20 protein-coding genes are annotated in these 18,988 nt (G+C 69.7%); 6 read left to right on the top strand and 14 right to left on the bottom strand.

What is annotated here, in order from left to right; all coding sequences use genetic code 11:
• Positions 1–4: 4 nt before the first annotated feature.
• From AB6V29_RS13285 to AB6V29_RS13220, 14 genes are all read right to left on the bottom strand, one after another.
• Positions 5–787 carry an amino acid ABC transporter ATP-binding protein gene (locus tag AB6V29_RS13285; RefSeq protein ID WP_267789063.1) on the bottom strand — a complete coding sequence of 261 codons (783 nt, stop codon included), beginning with the start codon at positions 785–787 and terminating at the stop codon, positions 5–7.
• A complete protein-coding gene (locus tag AB6V29_RS13280; RefSeq protein WP_267789064.1) occupies positions 784–1,857 on the bottom strand; it encodes an amino acid ABC transporter permease in 1,074 nt (357 codons plus the stop codon). Before AB6V29_RS13280 ends, AB6V29_RS13285 begins: the two co-directional genes overlap by 4 nt.
• Before the next feature lie 363 nt (positions 1,858–2,220).
• A complete protein-coding gene (locus tag AB6V29_RS13275) occupies positions 2,221–3,564 on the bottom strand; it encodes a M20/M25/M40 family metallo-hydrolase (RefSeq protein ID WP_369359190.1) in 1,344 nt (447 codons plus the stop codon).
• 4 nt (positions 3,565–3,568) lie between these two features.
• Positions 3,569–3,919 carry a carboxymuconolactone decarboxylase family protein gene (locus tag AB6V29_RS13270; RefSeq protein WP_055959812.1) on the bottom strand — a complete coding sequence of 117 codons (351 nt, stop codon included), beginning with the start codon at positions 3,917–3,919 and terminating at the stop codon, positions 3,569–3,571.
• Between the two features lie 105 nt (positions 3,920–4,024).
• Positions 4,025–4,507, bottom strand: a complete 483-nt coding sequence (locus AB6V29_RS13265) for a hypothetical protein (protein ID WP_369359187.1) — start codon at positions 4,505–4,507, stop codon at positions 4,025–4,027.
• Positions 4,508–4,553: 46 nt separating this feature from the next.
• Positions 4,554–4,862 (bottom strand): hypothetical protein, encoded by a 309-nt coding sequence (locus tag AB6V29_RS13260; protein WP_210072570.1) that lies wholly within the window; start codon positions 4,860–4,862, stop codon positions 4,554–4,556.
• A gap of 263 nt (positions 4,863–5,125) precedes the next feature.
• Positions 5,126–5,410 (bottom strand): WXG100 family type VII secretion target, encoded by a 285-nt coding sequence (locus AB6V29_RS13255; protein WP_210072569.1) that lies wholly within the window; start codon positions 5,408–5,410, stop codon positions 5,126–5,128.
• A complete protein-coding gene (locus tag AB6V29_RS13250) occupies positions 5,407–5,856 on the bottom strand; it encodes a hypothetical protein (protein ID WP_369359185.1) in 450 nt (149 codons plus the stop codon). The genes AB6V29_RS13255 and AB6V29_RS13250 overlap by 4 nt, the downstream gene beginning before the upstream one ends.
• A gap of 35 nt (positions 5,857–5,891) precedes the next feature.
• On the bottom strand, positions 5,892–7,160 hold the full coding sequence (locus AB6V29_RS13245; protein WP_369359183.1) for a WXG100 family type VII secretion target: 1,269 nt from the start codon (positions 7,158–7,160) through the stop codon (positions 5,892–5,894).
• Positions 7,157–7,438, bottom strand: coding sequence for a hypothetical protein (locus AB6V29_RS13240; RefSeq protein ID WP_210072566.1), 282 nt, complete (start codon positions 7,436–7,438; stop codon positions 7,157–7,159). The genes AB6V29_RS13245 and AB6V29_RS13240 overlap by 4 nt, the downstream gene beginning before the upstream one ends.
• A gap of 135 nt (positions 7,439–7,573) precedes the next feature.
• Entirely contained in the window at positions 7,574–8,758 is a 1,185-nt protein-coding gene (gene hpxO / locus AB6V29_RS13235; protein ID WP_369359181.1) for an FAD-dependent urate hydroxylase HpxO, read from the bottom strand.
• A gap of 8 nt (positions 8,759–8,766) precedes the next feature.
• Positions 8,767–9,087, bottom strand: coding sequence for a hydroxyisourate hydrolase (gene uraH, locus AB6V29_RS13230; RefSeq protein WP_322476379.1), 321 nt, complete (start codon positions 9,085–9,087; stop codon positions 8,767–8,769).
• Positions 9,084–9,611 carry a 2-oxo-4-hydroxy-4-carboxy-5-ureidoimidazoline decarboxylase gene (gene uraD, locus AB6V29_RS13225; RefSeq protein ID WP_369359178.1) on the bottom strand — a complete coding sequence of 176 codons (528 nt, stop codon included), beginning with the start codon at positions 9,609–9,611 and terminating at the stop codon, positions 9,084–9,086. Before uraD ends, uraH begins: the two co-directional genes overlap by 4 nt.
• A gap of 207 nt (positions 9,612–9,818) precedes the next feature.
• Positions 9,819–10,457: a helix-turn-helix domain-containing protein gene (locus tag AB6V29_RS13220; protein WP_141378441.1), complete on the bottom strand. Its 639-nt coding sequence runs from the start codon at positions 10,455–10,457 to the stop codon at positions 9,819–9,821.
• A 160-nt stretch (positions 10,458–10,617) separates the two neighbouring features.
• Here AB6V29_RS13220 and AB6V29_RS13215 point away from each other — a divergent pair, with 160 nt between their 5' ends.
• From AB6V29_RS13215 to AB6V29_RS13190, 6 genes are all read left to right on the top strand, one after another.
• Positions 10,618–12,291, top strand: coding sequence for an NCS1 family nucleobase:cation symporter-1 (locus tag AB6V29_RS13215; protein ID WP_369359175.1), 1,674 nt, complete (start codon positions 10,618–10,620; stop codon positions 12,289–12,291).
• On the top strand, positions 12,288–13,073 hold the full coding sequence (locus tag AB6V29_RS13210; protein ID WP_369359173.1) for an aspartate/glutamate racemase family protein: 786 nt from the start codon (positions 12,288–12,290) through the stop codon (positions 13,071–13,073). Before AB6V29_RS13215 ends, AB6V29_RS13210 begins: the two co-directional genes overlap by 4 nt.
• 51 nt (positions 13,074–13,124) lie before the next feature.
• Positions 13,125–14,459, top strand: a complete 1,335-nt coding sequence (gene allB / locus AB6V29_RS13205; RefSeq protein ID WP_307314526.1) for an allantoinase AllB — start codon at positions 13,125–13,127, stop codon at positions 14,457–14,459.
• Positions 14,456–15,691 (top strand): acetamidase/formamidase family protein, encoded by a 1,236-nt coding sequence (locus AB6V29_RS13200; protein ID WP_307314528.1) that lies wholly within the window; start codon positions 14,456–14,458, stop codon positions 15,689–15,691. The genes allB and AB6V29_RS13200 overlap by 4 nt, the downstream gene beginning before the upstream one ends.
• A 229-nt stretch (positions 15,692–15,920) precedes the next feature.
• Positions 15,921–17,567: an AtzH-like domain-containing protein gene (locus AB6V29_RS13195; protein ID WP_369359170.1), complete on the top strand. Its 1,647-nt coding sequence runs from the start codon at positions 15,921–15,923 to the stop codon at positions 17,565–17,567.
• Between the two features lie 172 nt (positions 17,568–17,739).
• Entirely contained in the window at positions 17,740–18,972 is a 1,233-nt protein-coding gene (locus AB6V29_RS13190; RefSeq protein WP_267789080.1) for an alanine--glyoxylate aminotransferase family protein, read from the top strand.
• The last annotated feature ends 16 nt before the right edge of the window (positions 18,973–18,988 follow it).

Below are 18,988 nucleotides of genomic sequence, written 5' to 3'. Positions count from 1 at the left end.
GGCGTCAGCCGAGCACTTTCGCGAGGAACTCGCGGGTGCGCGGGTGCTGCGGACGGGAGAGCACCTCGTCGGGCGTTCCCTGCTCGACGATCCGGCCGCGATCGAGGAACACCACGCGGTCGGCGACCTCGCGGGCGAAGCCGATCTCGTGCGTGACGATGACGAGGGTCGTGCCGAGCTGCGCCAGACCGCGGATGACGTCGAGCACCTCGCCGACGAGTTCGGGATCGAGGGCGCTCGTCGGCTCGTCGAACAGCAGCACCTTGGGCTGCAGCGCGAGGGCACGAGCGATCGCGACGCGCTGTTGCTGGCCGCCCGACAGCTGGCGCGGGTACGCGTCGGCTTTCTCGGCGAGACCCACCCTCTCGAGTAGACCGAGGGCGAGACGACGGGCATCCTCCTTGCCCAGGCGCGCGAGCGCGAGCGGCGCCTCGGTGATGTTCTCGAGGGCCGTGAGGTGCGGGAACAGGTGGAAGTTCTGGAAGACGATCCCCACCTGCGTCCGCCGCTGCAGGATCTCGCGCTCGCGCAACTCGTGGAGCTTGCCGTGACGCAGCTCGTAGCCGATGAACTCCCCGTCGACGGTGACCGAGCCGGCATCCACCGTCTCGAGGTGGTTTATGGTGCGCAGGAGCGTCGACTTGCCCGATCCGCTGGGGCCGAGGAGGGCGACGACCTCGCCGGGGTGGACGGTGAGGTCGATGCCCTTCAGCACCTCGACGCCGTGGAACGCCTTATGCACGTTGTGGATCTCGACGAGTCCGCTCGTGGCGGTGGCGGCGGTCATGCGTGGCCGCCCTTCGACGTCACGACGGCACCGGCTGCACGCGGTGAGTCGCTGGGTGAGGACGCCGGGCCCGCGGCATCCCTTCCGCCCGGCGGGGCCGGAGGGTCACCCAAGCGCGCCCACTGCACGCTCACCCACGTGCGCGCCCGCTGCACCGGCGTCGGCGGCAGGGCCCGTGCGGATCCCCGGGCGTAGTACCGCTCGATGTAGTACTGCGCGACGCTGAGGATCGTCGTGATGAGGGTGTACCAGACGACCGCGACGAGCAGCAGTGGGATGACGCGGCTGTTGCGGTTGTAGATCACCTGCACGGCGTAGAACAGCTCGGGGATCGCGATGACGAACACGACCGACGCGCCCTTGACCAGACCGATGACCTCGTTCGTGGCGTTCGGGACGATCGAGCGCATCGCCTGCGGCAGGATGATGCGGAAAAGCCGACGGGATGCCGGGATGCCGAGCGCCGCGGCCGCCTCGTGCTGACCGGGGTCGACCGAGACGAGCCCGCCGCGGATGATCTCGGCCGAGTACGCCGCCTGGTGCAGACCCAGGCCCAGGATCGCGGCGGCGAAGGCGCTGACGAGCTGGACGGTGGGGAACTCCACGATCCAGAAGTCGGTCGTGAACGGCGTCCCCAGGCCCAGGGTCGGGTAGAGGTATCCGAGGTTGTACCAGACGATGATCTGCACGACGAGGGGCACCGAGCGGAAGAACCAGATGTAGCCCCACGCCACCGCGCTCAGCAGGGGGGACGCCGACAAGCGGCCCAGGGCCAGCAGCGTGCCCAGCGAGAAGCCGACGACGGCCGAGATCGCCGTGAGCGAGAGCGTGTACCCGATGCCGATCAGCACGGGCTCCGAGAAGAAGTACTGCGCGAACGTGCCCCACATGTACCGGTCGTTGGTGACGAGGCTCCACGCGAACTGCGCGACGACGAACAGCAGCAGCGCGCTGAGGATCCATCGCCACCAGTGGCGGGTGGGGACGACGGTGACGGTGCCCAGGTCGACCCTTCCGTCGGGCGGTGTCGTCGTCGGGCGGGCGGTGGGTGCCGGCGCGGTGGTGGTCATGGCGTGCTCCTCGGATTCCCCGCCGGAGCGGGGGCCCCGGGGGTGACCGACACGCTAGATCGCCCTCGGGAGGTCCTGCGAGGCGTCGTTTCACACGTCGAAACGACAGGTCACCGGCCGAAACACGACGCCACGCGGGGCCATATGAGAAAGGCCCGCGCGTCGGTGGGTTACGGCTGAGGGGTGCGACTCGGCGCGTAGCCGAAGTGCTGCCGGTAGGCGAGCGCGTGCCAAACTCCGGAGAAAGTCGAGTACGTCCGACCCTGGGGCCCAAACAACGCGCCAGCCGCGTGCGCCACCGGCGATTTGTCAGGAGTTCGGCCCGCGCGCTGTCGGGCCCGTCGTAGGAGTGCCGCCTCGCCCTCAGGCGTCGCGGAGGATCCGCGCCGTCACACGCGTCCCGAAATACACCGCGTCCACGGGGACGCGCTCGTCGGCGGCATGGAACTGCCCGTACACGTCGAAGTCGGCGGGCACCCGCAGCGGGACGAACCCGTACCCACGGATGCCTAGTCGGGCCAGGTGCTTGTTGTCGGTACTGGCCGGCAGAAGATAGGGCACGACCGTTCCGCCCGCGTCCTCCGCCGTCACGGCATCCTGAAGCACGTCGAGCAGCGGCGCGTCGACGGGCGACTCGATGGCCGGGATGTCTCGCGCCCACGCGACCTCGATGTCGTCGCCGACGACATCCGCGAGCTGCGCTCTGACCGCTTCGGCCTGCCCGGGGACCACGCGGACGTCGAGCGTCGCGCTCGCCGCGGCCGGGATGACGTTGATCTTGCCCCCGGCGGCGAGCACGGTGGGCGACGCTGTGTTGCGCGTGCCCGCGTCGATGACGGATGCCGCGAACCCGAGGCGCGAGAGATCGTCGGTGTCGAGCGGCTTACCGCTCGCCTGCCCGTACACCTCGAGGAAGCGTTCGAGCGTGGCCGTGCGCACGGCGGGGAAGCGGTGCACACCGACCGCCGCGACGGCCTGGGCGAGACGGACTACGGCGTTGTCGCTCGTCGGCCTCGATCCGTGGGCGGCGGATCCGCGGGCGGTGAGTGTCGCGACGGTCACGCCCTTCTCTGCCGTCGCCACGAGGTAGGCGCGGCGGTCATCGGGGAGCGGGATCGAGAATCCGCCCACCTCGCTCAGCGCTTCCGTCGCGCCCTCGAACAGTTCGGGGCGGTTCTCGACGATCCACCGGGCGCCCCACCCGCCGCCGGCCTCCTCGTCGGCGAAGAACGCGAAGATGAGGTCGCGTCGCGGCACGATGCCGTCGCGGCGGAAGGCCCGGGCGATCGCGAGCAGCATCCCCGCGAAGTCCTTCATGTCGACCGCGCCGCGGCCGTACAGCAGGCCGTCGTGGATCTCGGCCCCGAACGGCGGATGCGTCCAGTCCTCCGCCGCAACCGGCACGACGTCGAGGTGGGCGTGGGCGACCAGGGCTCCGGCATCCGGATCCGAACCCGGCAACCGGGCGAGGACACTCGCCCGACCCGGCCGGGGCTCGACGAGGACCGTCTCGTAGCCGACCTCGTCGAGATGCTTCTTCACGTAGAGCGCGGCGCGCGTCTCGCCGTCGCCGATTGTGGCCGCGTCGCCCGTGTTGACGCTGTCGATGCGGATGAGCGCGCGGATGTGCTCGAGTGCTTCGGTCTCGAGCGGGCCGGGCTGCGGTGTTCCGGTCTCGGCAGCCTGGGTCGGCGGCGCGTCCGTCACGGGGTCAGTGCTGGTGGGGGCGGGCGTCGTCGGCGAGCTTGAACGCCAGGCGTCCGTGCGCGTAGCCACCGCCCGCGCGGATGGCGGTCGCGACCCACGCGGCCTCGGCGAGCTCCGCCTCGGTGGCGCCGGCTTTGACGGCGTTCTGCGAGTGACCGTCGATGCAGTACACGCACTGGGTCGTGATGCCGACGGCCAGGGCGATGAGCTCGCGGTACTTCAGCGGGATGGCGCGCCCTTCGGGGGCGAACACGGCCTGATCGAACGCGGCGAACGCGGCCAGGATGTCGGGTGTCTCGGCCTTGTAGACCTTGGTGTACGTCTTGTCGGCGGTGCGATCGAAGTACTCGGACATGGGGCCTCCCGGCGGCGTGAGCGGTGCGGATACGTCGCATCCACGGTGCCACGCGGGGCCGCCCCTACCGGCGGTCGTGCGTCATACGGTGACACACCGGTGCGATCACGGCTGCGGCTTCGGCCACGTGAGGTCGTACCAGCGCAGCTCGTAGCCGGACGGGATCTCGCCGGTCTCGTAGTAACGGAAGAAGATGTCGGTCGCTTCGTCGAGTGCGAAGACCTCGTCGGGATAGACGGTCGCCGAGCAGGTGCCGTCGAAAAAGGGGATACCGACGGAGGGGTCTCCGGCGTGGTCGCCGCCGTGGCCGACGATGTAGTGCCGGTCTTGGCCGTCGTCGTCGATCTTGTGCCATTCGATCGTCATCGCGTCGGAGGTACCGGCGCACTGGAGATACACGGGGCTGCCACCCTGCTTGTGCAGATAGGTCAGGAAATCGTACCCAGAGGGGATCGGTGCCAAGAGAAACGTCGAGCGCTCGCCGGGCATCATTAAGCTCAGCAGCCTCCCCAGTGTTGCCCTCGGAGGCCTCACGTCCACCACGAATTCCCCGGAACGCCGAGCATCGACGGTGTAGTAGAACGTCACCTGTCAGCTGGGCTTTCTGGCCGCGAGCGCGAGCATACGGGCTTCCCTAACCGTTGCGCGCTGAGTCGGTAATTGGGAAAGAGAGTGCTGTCGACGGCTGCGGTTTCGGCCAGGTGAGGTCGTACCAGCGCAGCTCGTACGCGGACGGAATCTCGCCGGTCTCGTAATAGTGGAAGAAGATATGGGTCGCTTCGTCGAGTGCGAAGACCTCGTCGGGGTACACGGTGGCCTTGCGTGTGCCGTCGAAGAAGGGGATATTTACGGAGGGCTCCCGGGAGTGGTCGCCGCCGTGGCCGACGATGTAGTGACGGTCTTGACCGTCGTCGTCGTCGATCTTGTGCCATTCGATCGTCATCGCGTCGGAGGTGCCAGCGCATTGCAGGTATCGGGTTTTCGCCCTTGCGGATGTAGCGGGCAAATTTCACGCCGTCCGGAATAGGCCCAAGAATGAAGGTCGATCGTTTTCCTGCGCGGAGCAGGATCAGAAGGTGAGCGATGTCATCCCGGGCTGACCGCAGCCCGCTTCCAAATTCTATGGAGCTGCGATCCATCGTGTAGTAATGGCGCTCGGTCACCGAATTCTCCCCCTCACACTATTGCGGACGTTGATGTACGGGCTCAGGTCCAGAGGCGAGTCACCAGCGCCTCTGCGGCCTCGAACGCGGAACGCGCCGCATCCATCCCCGACGTCGCATCAGCCAAACTCGCATTCATCCGATCGAGAGCGTCCGACCACTGTCGCTGGGCCGTGTCGTAGGCGTTTCTTGCGTCCCCCGTCCATTCGGCTCGTCCGGCGGCGACGGCAGCATCGAGGTCGTCAAGGTGTCGTTCGATGGACGCGGTCGTGTCGCGGAGTGCATCGACGAGCTGTGCGTGTCTGTCGCCGTCGAAACGGATGGTCACGGCTGCGGCTTCGGCCAGGTGAGGTCGTACCAGCGCAGCTCGTACCCGGACGGGATCTCGCCGGTCTCGTAGTAATGGAAAAAGATATCGGTCGCCTCATCGAGTGCGAAGACCTCATCGGGGTACACGGTCGCCGTGCGGGTGCCCTCGAAGAAGGGGATATCGACGGAGGGGTCTCCGGAGTGGTCGCCGCCGTGGCCGACGATGTAGTGACGGTCTTGACCGTCGTCGTCGTCGTCGACCTTGTGCCATTCGATCGTCATAGCCTCCGAGGTGCCGGCGCATTGCAGGTACCGGGTTTTTTCGCCCTTGCGGATGTAGTCGATGAATTTCACTCCGTCGGGAATAGGGCCAAGAATGAAGGTCGATCGCTTTCCTGCGCGGAGCAGGCTGAGGAGGTGAGCGATGTCATCCCGGGCGGGCCTCAGTCCGCTTCCGAATTCCATGGAACTACCATCCATGGTGTAGTAATGAGGCCGCATCACGGCATCTCCTTAACTCTCACCCTGCTGATCAAGATCTTCTCTCCGTTCAACGTGGCCGTAGCGGGACTGTCAGGTGAGATCGATTCATCAAAAATCCGTTGCTGACCTTCGCCTCTCGAATACCTCTCGAAGGCGGAACCGCTTTTGACCTCGACGGCTGTGTAGGACCCATCGGGGTTCTTGTATAACCCATCAAAATAGCGCTTCTGAATGCTGCCTTCGATTGATGAAGCGACTCGTTTCCGCTCTACGGATGAGTTGATTTCGTCCTCGATCTCGTCCAGCCCCTGCTTCTCCTTGTCCACCCACGGCTTGTTGCCTTGCCCATGCGCAAACTGCCCGTAGTCGTCACGACCATCGCCCCGATCGGCCCCAGGCTGCTTCTCCATCAGCATGACACCGGCGCTGCCTGTGGCCTCACCGGCCAGCTTCGAGGCGCCTGCGGCCGCCAACGCGCCGCCGGTCCCCGCGACGGCGAGGCCACCGACCACCGCGGCCCCGCCCGGAACGCTTCCCACCCCGGTCGTTGCCAGCCCTCCACCACCGAGAGCTGTCGCGCCGCCGCCGATCATCATCGCCCCGCCACCCAGGAGCGCGAGGAGTGCGTCAGGGTTCCGCAAGATGGCATTACCGACCGAGGCGGTGCCGTTCACCAGATTCGCCAGGGTGTCCCAGTGGATCTGGCCTTGAACGACGAGCGCTCCCAAGAAGAGCGCGCCGGCCCCTTCCCAAGTGAGTGCTTCCGGCGGCGTGATCGCGGTCATCGCATGCGCGGCGGTGTCGCCCGCGTCTCGAACCTCGGACCGGGCGTAGGCGAGCAGGCTTTGCGCGTCACTTCGGGTTGCTGCGCCGGCGTCTGTATAGAAGGGGACGATGCCTGTCGCGCCCGCCTGGCGTTCTGCCTGCCGGTAGCTCTCGACCCCCGCGGCCGTTTGCGCTTGCGCGACCTGCCACATGGCGATGGCATCGCCCGCCTTCTGCTGTGCCCACCCGAGTACGGTTGCGTATTCATCCAGCGCGTCGGCTGCCGTGGTCAGTGACTCCTCCAGCCGTTGCCATTGCGTGCCCACGTCGGGGAGACGGGCAGCGAAGCCGTCCGCGGCTGCCCCTTCCCAGCCCTCCGGCGAGGGGAGTCTTGTGAGCTGGGCGGCGATGTCTCCCGCAGTACGTGCGCGCTCTCGCCACTGCGATACGAACTCGTCGAGACCGCTCACCGACCCGGGGATGAGGTCGACCGGGTCGGACGTCTGCCCGAGTTCGCTCACCTCTCGACCGTCCCGCCGGGCACCACGAGGTCTTGATCGGTCCTCTCGTACAGGTCGGCACTCTGCCGGAGCCGTTCGACGAGGTGACCGAGGTCCTCGACCGCGCTTCTCCACGCGTCAGCCGTGTCGACCGCAAGGCGCGAGATCGCATTCTCTGCGGCCGCGTGGCCGATGTCGGCCGGACACGTCTCCGTGAACGAGCCCGCGGCGTCGCGCAAATCCTCGAGGCGCGCGGCGCTCGTGCGCAGCGCCTCAGGATCGACGGAGAATCTTGGCACGAGAGCCCCCTCTCGCCGACGAGGGTAATGCTTTGACGGGGCGAGCGCGGTTTTGCTTCGACTTCTCCCAGGGAGATTCACCCGGGTGAAACGCCCCCGGGGGGCGTGCCCCGCGGAGCGAGGAGCCAGCGGTCCTCAGCGCATCACGCTCCCACCGAGCTCGACCGGACTGCCCTCGATGTTGCCGACGATCCCGCGGATCACGCCCGTGCCGTCCTCCCGGCGCAGGCCGTCGTACCAGGCCTGGGTCGCGGCGACGTCGAAGGCGTGCGTCTCATGGGCGCGCTTGCGGGCGCGCAGCACGAGGTCGCCCGCCCGCTCGGTGCGGATGCGCTCGTACCGCTTGAGCGAATCCTCGACGCCGAGGGTGGAGGTGGCGAACACGAGGCCGAGGGCGAAGCTGTCTTCGAGGGCGGAGCAGGCGCCCTGCCCGATGTCGGGGGCGGTGTTGTGCGCCGCGTCCCCGAGGATCGCCACGCGGCCCCGCACCCACGTGTCGAAGGGGTCGATGTCCCAGATCTCCACGCGGTTGAGCGACTCGTCGGGGTCGATGCCGTCGAGCAGCGCCCGCACGCCCGGTGCGCCCCACGGCCCGAAGGCGCGCTCGAGGGCCGTCATCCGGTCTTCGACCACGCCCGAGGGTCCGGGCACATCGACGAAGAAGTAGAAGCGGTCGCCCGCGACGGGCATCACGGCGCAGCGCTTGCCGTCGCCGACGTACGTCGTCCACTGGTCGAGTGGTCCGATGCGCTCGTCGGCCGCGACGAGGCCGTTGTAGTTGACGTAGCCCGAGTAGGTGCGCTCGGGACGGATGCCGGTGGGCTCGGTGACGTAGTCGCGCACGATCGAGCGGGCCCCGTCGGCACCGATCAGCAGGTCGGCCGTGTCGGTGGTGCCGTCGGCGAAGCCGGCGGTGACGGTCTCGCCGTCGTCGGTGACCTCGACCAGCTGCTTGCCGAGGTGGATGATGTCGGAGCCGACGGCATCCATCATCAGCTGCTGCAGGTCGGCGCGGGCGACGGGGTAGGGGCGCTGGCCGGTCTGTTCGGTGACCGGGGCGAGGCTGAAGCGGCACATCTCGTCGCCGGTGTGGCCGTCGTAGTAGGCCATGTCGTCCATGCGGCCGCCGAGGGCGGCCACCTGCGGCCCGAGGCCGAGCCAGTTCAGCACCTTCACGCCGTTCGACCACAGGGACAGCGCCGCGCCGACCGGCTTGTTCTCGCGCATGCGGTCGTAGACGACGACCTCGTGGCCGAGTTTCTGCAGGGCGAGCGCGGCGGAGGTTCCGCCGACGCCCGCGCCGATGACGATGACCTTCATATCGCTCCTCAGCTGCCGCGGTAGGTCGAGTAGGCGAAGGGGCTGAGCAGCAGCGGCACGTGCAGGTGCGGCTCGCCCGAGACGGTGAAAGCGACCGTGACCACGGGGTGGAACGACGCGACGTCGCGCCCGCGGAAGTACGCGCCGGTGGCGAAGGTGATCGCGTAGTCGCCGTCGTCGAGCCGCTCGGGGCCCAGGGCGAGGCGGCCGTCGGCGTCGGTCACGCCCTCGGCGACGGAGGCGCCGTTCAGGCGGGCGAGCGACACGGCGACCCCGGCCGCGGGCGTGCCGGTCACGGCATCCAGGATGTGGGTGGTGACGTGGCTCATTCGGCCTCCTCGGGTTCGGCGGGAGCGTCGTCGGCGAAGGTGGTCCGCAGGCGTAGCAGTGCGATCTCGGCGAGCTGGCGCGTGGCCTCGATGGTCTCGGCGTCGGGATCGTTGCCGAGGCGGCGCTCGAGCTCGGCGCGCATCTCGCTCGGCGTGCGTCCGGCGGCGCGGATGAGGAAGACGCGACCGAACCGCTCCTCGTACGCGGCGTTGCCCGCGGCGATGGCCGCCACGTCATCGTCGGCGGCGGATGCCATCGAGCCCTGCTCGCGACGTGATGCCGCGGCCTCGGCCCCGTCGCCCGACACTTTCGCGCCGATACGGGGGTGGGCGTGGAGAGCTGCCTCGAGGTCGGCAGGCGACCACGCGGCGGCGAGGTCTCCGGCGTAGGCGGCGAGGGCGTCGACGCTCGCGTAGGGGCGGCCCGCGACGACGGCGTCGACCCAGCCCGGAACGTCGGCCCAGACGCGGGCGACGGCGACGGCTTCGGCATCGTCGGCGGCGTTGAAGTCGGAGAGGTGCATACGCGCCACGCTAGGCGGTGCGCGTTACGCGGCTGTAGCGGGATGTGTCGGCGATGTTGCTGTGGGCAACATCCCGGGCGGGGTTCGCGGTCACGAGAACAGGGGATGTCATGAGAACAGGCCGTTGCGACCGGTTGCGGCCTGTCGTGGTTGTCTTCCCCTGTTATGGTGACGCGAGACGCCGCGGGTAGTGAGCCGGGCCCTGCGTCAGGCGTGCACAATCAGCCAGTGCGCCACGGCATCCACGTCGCCGGTGTTGTGCAGGCGGTGGGGGACCGAGCAGGGGTAGCTGATGGCATCGCCGGCGCGCAGGATCACGCGCTCGGCCTCGAAGTCGATGGTGAGCTCGCCCGCGACGACCGTGCCGACCTCGTACCCCTCGTGGTGGAACAGCCCGTCGGCGCCGTGCGCGGCCGCTCCGGGCGGGTAGATCGACTCGAAGTAGTCGACGCCGGGAGAGGACCCCGGGGTGAGCCGGCGGAACGACACCCCGCTGTCGAGCACGATGTCGGGCGACTGGCCCGCGCGCTGCAGGGTGAACCCCGAGGGGCCGGCGGGTTCGACGGAACGACCGGATGCCGGGTCGAAGGCCGCGACGAGCGGAACGCCGAGGGCGTCGGTGATGGCGATGAGGCGCGAGACGCTCGGCTGCATCACGCCGCGCTCGATCTGCGAGACGGCGCTGGGGGAGATGCCGAGGGTCTTCGCGAGGGCGCGTGCCGAGATGCCGCGCGCCTGCCGCAGGTCGCGGATGCGGGTGCCGACGGAGGTCGTGGCCTCGGATTCGTGGGAGGAAGCGGCGGCAGCGGCAGTCTCGACGGCGTCGGCGAGGGATGGCTGCGGCATGCCCCGAGTCTAAGGATCGCCGAGGGTGTGAAGGAGCGACTTCACGTGCTCGTTACAAACGCGAAACCGCCGCGGTGATGTGAACCAATAACTTCACATCAGAGCTCCACTCCGGCCGCGGACTCCACGTCGTGGCATCCATCGTCCTGAGAGGATTGACATGACTTCGACCCCGCTCACCGGCCCCCACGATCTCGTGGAGGCAGCCGGCCACCCCCACGGGGGTGGCAACATGAAGCCCCACTACGACGATCGTCTCGCCAACGAAGACCTCGCGCCCCTGCGGAAGCAGAAGTGGTCGAGCTACAACATCTTCGCGTTCTGGATGAGCGACGTGCACTCGGTCGGCGGTTACGTCACCGCCGGTTCGCTCTTCGCGCTCGGTCTGCAGTCGTGGCAGGTTTTCGTCGCCCTCATCGCGGGCATCGTCATCGTGCAGGTCTTCGCGAACATGGTCGCCAAGCCCAGTCAGAAGACGGGCGTGCCCTACCCCGTCATCAACCGAGTGGTCTTCGGCATCCGGGGTGCCAACATCCCCGCGATCATCCGTGGACTCATCGCCATCGCCTGGTACGGGGTGCAGACGTTCCTCGCGGCCGAGTCGCTCAACATCATCTTCCTGAAGTTCATCCCGGGCTCCGCGGCCCTGCTCGACGTCTCGTTCGCGGGCCTGTCGGCGCTCGGCTGGATCTCCTACGCGATCCTCTGGGTCGCGCAGTTCCTGCTCTTCTGGAACGGCATGGAGGTCATCCGCCGCTTCATCGACTGGGCCGGCCCCGCCGTCTACGTCGTGATGATCATCCTCGCCGTCTACCTCGTCTCGCAGGCCGGCGTCCAGAACATCTCCTTCACGCTCTCGACGACCCAGCTCGACTTCTGGGCGTCCATCCCGGTCATGTTCGCCGCCATCGCCCTCGTCGTGTCGTACTTCTCCGGCCCGATGCTGAACTTCGGCGACTTCGCCCGCTACGGCAAGAGCTTCGAGGCGGTCAAGAAGGGCAACTTCTGGGGTCTGCCGATCAACTTCATGTTCTTCTCGCTGCTGACCGTCATCACCGCGTCGGCCACCGTGCCGGTGTTCGGTGCGCTCATCACCGACCCGATCAAGACGGTCGAGCAGATCGACACGCCCTTCGCGATCCTGCTCGGCGGCCTGACCTTCGTCACGGCCACGGTCGGCATCAACATCGTCGCCAACTTCATCTCGCCCGCCTTCGACTTCTCCAACGTCGCCCCGAAGAAGATCTCGTGGCGCGCGGGCGGCATGATCGCCGCCGTCGGGTCGACCTTCCTCATGCCCTGGAACTGGTACTCCAACGCCGACGCCATCCACTACTCGCTCGGTGTGCTGGGCGCGCTGATCGGCCCGCTGTTCGGCATCCTGATCGCCGGCTACTACATCGCCGCTCGCCAGCGGGTGAAGGTCGACGCGATGTTCACGATGGACACCCAGGGGCCCTACTGGTACCGCAACGGCTTCAACCCGAACGCGGTCAAGGCCGTCGTCTTCGCGGGTGTTCCGACGGTCGCGATCGCGATCTTCCCGAAGCTCTTCGCCGACCTGGGCCTGTTCAACATCGCCGCCATCAGCGACTACAGCTGGTTCATCGGCTGCGGCCTCGGCTACGTGCTCTTCCTGCTCTTCGAGCGTCTCGACCCCCGCGTCCCGACGTTCGAGGGCGAGACCGAGGACATCTCCGACGGCACCGTCGACGGAGCCGCCGCCACCACGGCATCCGAGCCGTCGGCCGTCTCGGCTCCGGTCGCCGTCGTGACGAACACGGTTCCGGATGCCGCGGCCCCCGGTGCGACTTCTCGCGAGGCGCTCGCGTGAGGATCCTGCTCATCAACCCCAACACCTCCCGGGCGATGACCGCGAAGATCGCGGATGCCGCCCGGGGGGTGGCGGGACCCGATGTGATCGTCGATGCCGTGTGCCCGAGCGTCGGGGCGGCGGCGATCGAGAGCCACACCGACGAGATCGCGGCGGCCGCCGCCGTGGTCGAGCTGATCGCGGCGGACCGCGACGGAATCGACCCCGCAGACGCGTACGTGATCGCCTGCTTCGGCGACCCGGGGCTCGACGCGGCGCGCGAGCTGGTCGAGGTGCCGGTCGTGGGTATCGCCGAGGCGGCGATGCACCTGGCAGCGGTGTCGGGGCGGCACTTCGGGGTGGTCACGACGCTCAGCCGGACGCTGGGGCGCGCGCACGACCTCGTGTCGCGGTACGGCATGGAGCGGGCCTGCGTCTCGCTCGCCGCGACGGGGATTCCCGTGCTCGACCTCGAGGACACCGCCTCGACCGCGGTCGAGACCATCGCGACCCGCAGTGCCGAGGCCGCCGCGCGCGGTGCCGACGTCATCGTGCTGGGCTGCGCGGGTATGGCGGACCTGTGCGCCGAGCTCACGGCGCGCGTCGGGGTGCCGGTCGTCGACGGGGTGGCGGCGGCGGTGGGCATGGCATCCGGGATGGTGCGCATGGGCCTCGGTACGAGCAAGCGCGATGAGTACGCGCGCCCGCCGCGGGCGTTCGACGTGCGCCACGGGGCGCCGGGAGACCGGGACGACGCGCTGGCGGCGCCTCGCACCGCGGTCACCGCGCAGGTGTTCGCATGAATGTTGATGACGGTTACATCGGCGAAACGCGAGGCGCTTAGCGTGAACGGCATGAGCACCCGGATCGCCGCCCGCCGCGTCTTCGTCGACGGGGTCTTCGCGCCCGCCACGGTCGTCATCGACGAAGGGGTGATCGCCTCCCTCGAGCCGTTCGACGTTTCCGCCGACACGGTGCTGCCCGCCGACGCGGTGCTTCTGCCCGGGCTCGTCGACTCGCACGTCCACCTCGACGAACCCGGACGCACCGAGTGGGAGGGCTTCGCCACGGGCACGGCCGCGGCGGCTGCGGGGGGCGTCACGACCGTCGTCGACATGCCGCTGAACAGCCTGCCCGTCACCACGACCGTCGAGGCCCTGGACGCCAAACGCCGGGCCGCCGGGGGAAAGCTCGCGGTCGACGTCGCCTACTGGGGCGGCGCGGTGCCCGAGAACCTCGGCTCGCTGCGCGAGCTCTCCGACGCCGGGGTCGTGGGGTTCAAGTGCTTCCTGTCGCCCAGCGGGATCGACGAGTTCGGCCATCTCGATCCCGAGCAGCTCGAGCGCTGTCTCGCCGAGCTGGCCGAGTTCGACGCACTGCTCATCGTCCACGCCGAAGACCCGGCCCACCTGCACGCCGACGGTGCGCTGGGCCCCCACTACCGCGACTTCGAGGCCAGTCGCCCGCCGCTGAGCGAGCGCGCCGCGATCCTCCGTGTCATCGATGCCGCCCGCCGCACGGGCGCCCGGGCGCACATCGTGCACGTCTCCGACGGGGGAGCCCTCGACGCCGTCCGCGCCGCGAAAGCGGAGGGCGTGCGGCTCACCGTCGAGACCTGCCCGCACTACCTCACCCTCGACGCCTCGGCCGTACCGGACGGCGCGGGAGCATTCAAGTGCTGCCCGCCGATCCGCGGCGGAGACAACCGCGACCTGCTGTGGGCGGGCGTCGTCGACGGAACGATCGACGCGATCGTCAGCGATCACTCACCCGCGACGGTCGAGTTGAAGGGAAACCCCGACTTCGGCCTGGCCTGGGGCGGTATCGCGGGGCTGCAGACCGGCCTCTCGGCCGTGCACACCACCGCTCGAGAGCGGGGACTCGCGTTCGAGTCGCTGCTGCCCCTGATGACGACCGGCCCCGCGCGCATCGCGGGCCTGGAGGGGCTCGGCGTCATCGCCCCCGGCGCCCCCGCTCACCTGGTGGCGTTCGCTCCCGACGAGCAGTTCGTCGTCGACGCGGCCGCCCTCGAGTACCGCAACCCCGTCTCGCCCTGGCACGGCCAGACGCTCACCGGGGTGGTTCGCGAGACCTGGCTGCGAGGTGCCTCGGTGTACCGGCGCGGAGCCGCGGTCACCGAGCGCGAGGGTCGCGAGCTGCTGCGCGCGGCCGCGACGGTGGAGGCGTGACGATGTCGACGACGACCGGAGCACCCGGTGCGCAGGGCGGCCTCGACCGCCGTGACTCGACGGCTGCACGGGCACCTGAGCTCGTCGGCGGGCAGGGCTCGGTCGTCCCTATCCTCCAGCCCGGCGTCGGTCCGATCCCCGCCGCCCACTACCTCCCCGCCGCGCCCGACACCGTGCTGTGGGGTCGTCTGCCCTGCGCGACCGACGCCCCCGTGCTCGAGATCTCGTCGGGAGAGAGCGTCACGATCGACACCGTCAGCCACGAGGGCATCCTCGACGACCAGGGCAAAGACCCGGCCGCGTACTTCGCCGCGCACGGCGTCGCCGCCGACGCGGTGCTCCGCGACGCGATCGAGATCGCGGCATCCGTGGCTCGAGACCCCTTCGCCGACGGGCCGCACGTCGTCGTCGGCCCGGTGTACGTGAAAGAGGCGCACCCCGGCGACCTCCTGAAGATCACGGTCGAATCGCTCGTCCCGCGCGTGCCGTACGGCGTGATCTCGAACCGTCACGGCAAGGGCGCCCTCGTCGGCGAGCTGCCGCGCGGCGAGCACAACGTCAGCGTGTTCACCGCGGTCGCTGAGCGTGATGGCATCCTGTACGGGACCCTTCCCCTCGTCGACGGCGGGGATCCCGCGGTGTCGTTCCCGCTCGCGCCGTTCCTCGGCACGATGGGGGTGGCCGTGGCTGGTGAGGAGCGTCCGCACTCCGTTCCGCCCGGCCCCCACGGCGGCAACATCGACATCAACCTGCTCGTCGAGGGCACGACGCTCTTCCTCCCCGTGCAGGTCGAGGGGGCGCTCGCGTACATCGGCGACCCGCACTTCGCGCAGGGCGACGGCGAGGTCGCGCTCACCGCACTCGAGGCCTCGTTGCGGGCGACCCTTCGGTTCGAGGTCATCCCCGCGGATGCCGCCCGCGCCGCCTTCGGCGAGGTCACCGGCCCGCTGGTGCGGACTCCCGACTACCTCGTGCCGACCGGGATGGACCCCGATCTCGATGCCGCGATGCGCGCGTGCGTGAGGTCTTCTCTCGCGCTTCTGGGCGGGCGGTGGGGCATGGACGAGCATCTCGCCTACGCCTACCTGTCGGCCGCGACCGACTTCGACATCTCGCAGGTCGTCGACATCGTCTCGGGGGTGCACGCCCGCATTCGCGAAGCCGACTTCGCGGGTGTCCCGGCCGTGGAGCCCGAAGCGCTGGCATCCGATTCCGAAGGAGACATCGCATGAGCCCCGTTCTCGCGGCCGCCCTCGCCCGTGGCGAGGCCGCCGACGCCGACCTGGTCTTCGATACCCGTGTCGCGCGCGCGCCGCGGGACGTCGACGCCGCGGGCCCGCCGTTCAAGCGGAGCGTCCCTGAGGCGGCTCCTTCCGGTCGAGTGTCCAAAACACCCGGACAATTTTCCGGGGTATCCGGGTTTCTTGGACACTCAACGCAGCTGAGAGGCGGGCGACGCTCGTGACGGATGCCATGGCCCCGCCGACCGAGACCACCACCGCCGCCGCCGGGCCGGCGCCGACCCCGCCGGAGCCCGGCACCGCGCCGATTCCCGCCGACCTGCGCGCCGCGTTCGACGCGTACGAGCGCGCGATCGTCGCGAACGACCTCGACGCGCTCGACGCCTTCTTCGCGCCCGGGCCCGACACCCTGCGCGGCGACCCGGCGGGACTTCTCGTCGGGCACGACGCGATCAGCGGGTTCCGGTCGCTGCGCGGAGGCGTCCCCCCGCGGGACATCACCGAGGTGCACTACCGGCCGCTCTCGGCGGATGCCGCCCTGCTCATGTCGGTCTCGCGCTTCCACGGCGGAGGCCGCGGCCTGCAGACCCAGGTGTGGCAGCGGTTCGACGGCCGATGGCTCATCACCGCGGCCCACGTCGCACCGCGTACGCCCCCGTTCGACCGTACGATCTGGCGCAGCGTCGGCGACCCCTTCCAGCAGGGCGCGTGGGAGGGACCGCTCGCGGGCCTGACCGTCGCGGTGAAGGATCTGTTCGCGATCGCCGGCTTCCGCATCGGGGCGGGCAACCCGACGTACCTCGAACAGGCGCGCCCCGAGAAGGTCACGGCCCCCGCCGTCGCCGACCTGCTCCGCGCCGGGGCGTCGCTGCGCGGGATCGCCCGCACCGACGAGTTCGCCTATTCGATCGCCGGCGACAACGTGCACTACGGCACCCCTCCCAACGGCGCGGTCGTCGGCGCCCTGCCGGGCGGGTCGTCGAGCGGACCGGCATCCGCCATCGCCGTCGGCCACGCCGACATCGCTCTCGCGACCGACACGGCCGGCTCCATCCGCGTTCCCGCGTCGTACCAGGGCCTGTGGGGACTCCGCACGACCCACGACCTCGTCCCACGCCAGGGCATGCTCCCGCTCGCGCAGTCGTTCGACACGATCGGCTGGCTGACGCGCGACGTCGAGACCCTCCACCGTGTCGCCGAGTGGTGCCTGAGCTACGACGGCTCGTTCTCGACCGAGAACGTCCAGGGCGCCTCCGGCGAAGACCTCCCGTGGCGCTTCCTCGTGCCCGAGGAGATCCTCGCGTGCGTGGAGCCCTCGACCCGCGAGGCGTTCTCGCGTCTGCTCGCCGGGCTTTCGGCATCCGACGACCCGCCGACCTTCCGGGCGGTGTCGAGCGGAGATCTCGATGCCGCGTTCACCGCGTTCCGCACGGTGCAGGGCGCCGAAGCGTGGCGCAACGACGGCGAGTGGCTGCGTGCGCACCCCAGGGCCGTGGGTCCCGCCGTCGCCGAGCGTTTCGACGTCGCCTCGCGCATCACCGCCGCCGACGAAGCGGCCGCGCGAGAGGATCTCGAGCCGATAGCCGCGCACCTGACCGAACTGGTCGACGCCGCCGTGCTGATCTTCCCGACGGTGCCCGGTCCCGCGCCGCAGCGCACCGCCGACGTCGATGCCGTGCGCGCCGCGACGCTGCGCATGACGGCTCCCGCGGCGATCGCGGGGCTGCCCGCGATATCGGTGCCGCTGCTCACCGTCGACGGCTCCCCGGTCGGAGTCTGCCTCGTCTCGCGCGCCGGTACCGACATCGCGCTCGTGCGCCTCGCCCGGCGCCTCGCCGAGGCCGCCGGGGCGGGGGTCGGTCGGTGACCGCCCTGTCGCGCCGCGGCCGGGCCGAACTCCTGAGAAATCTCACCGTGGCCATGGGGGCGGTGGCATTCGTCCCCACTTCGGTCAGAAACTCAGGAGTCACGCACCGCCCCACCGGCGGCCCGGATCCGATCCTCTCGCCCACCACCCGTTCCCGCACCACGGAGTCCTGATGTCCCACCTCCCCGGTCCGATCGACCCGCCCGCCCGCCTGCTGATGGGCCCCGGCCCGATCTCGGCGTACCCCAGCGTGCTGCGCGCGATGGGGGCACCCCTCGTCGGCCAGTACGACCCGTTCATGACGGCGACGATGACCGAGACGCAAGAGCTGTACCGGCAGGTCTGGGCGACCGACAACGACGCCACGGTGCTCGTCGACGGGACGAGCCGAGCGGGCATCGAAGCCGCGATGGTCTCGCTCATCCGCCCCGGCGATCGCGTGCTCGTGCCCGTGTTCGGCCGTTTCGGCCACCTCCTCGCCGAGATCGCCGAGCGCGCCCTCGCCGAGGTGCACACGATCGAGGTGCCGTGGGGACAGGTGTTCCCGGTGTCCGCGATCCGCGAGGCGATCGAGCGGGTGAAGCCGCACCTCGTCGCGTGCGTGCAGGGCGACACCTCGACCACGATGCTCCAGCCGCTCGACGAGATCGGTGAGATCTGCCGTGCCCACGGCGCTCTGTTCTACACCGACGCCACCGCCTCGCTCGGCGGCAACCCCTTCGAGATGGACGCCTGGGGCCTGGATGCCGCGACCGCGGGCCTGCAGAAGTGCCTCGGCGGCCCCTCGGGTTCGGCACCGCTGAGCCTGTCCGACCGCGCCGTCGAAGTGGTGCGCTCGCGCGCCCGCGTCGAGGCCGGGATTCGGGAGGAGGGCGACGCCTCGGCATCCGATTTCATCCGCTCGAACTACTTCGACCTCGCGATGATCCTCGACTACTGGGGGCCGCGTCGCCTCAACCACCACACCGAGGCGACGACCATGCTCTACGGCGCGCGGGAGTGCGCCCGCGTGCTGCTCCTCGAGGGTCGGGATGCCGTGATCGCCCGTCACCGGCTGCACGGCGACGCGATGCTCGCCGGCGTGGAGGGCCTGGGGCTCACCGTCTTCGGCGACGTGGCCCACAAGATGACCAACGTGGTGGCGGTGGAGATCCCGGATGCCGTGGTCGGCGACGCCGTGCGCAGCGAACTGCTCAGCGACTTCGGCATCGAGATCGGCACCTCGTTCGGTCCGTTGCACGGCCGGGTCTGGCGCATCGGGACGATGGGCTACAACGCCCGCACCGACGCCGTGCTGACCACCCTCGCCGCTCTCGAGACGGTGCTGCGGCGCCACGGTGCGGCGGTGCCGGCGGGCGGGGGCGTCGAGGCGGCCCAGGGCGTCTACGCGGCGGCTCGGTCGTGAGGCCGGGAGTTCGCGC

The organism is Microbacterium sp. 20-116, assembly GCF_041079415.1.
Lineage (GTDB): Bacteria > Actinomycetota > Actinomycetes > Actinomycetales > Microbacteriaceae > Microbacterium.
The sequence above is the reverse complement of the archived record's forward strand: the minus strand, read 5'-3'. Positions and strand labels throughout refer to the sequence as shown.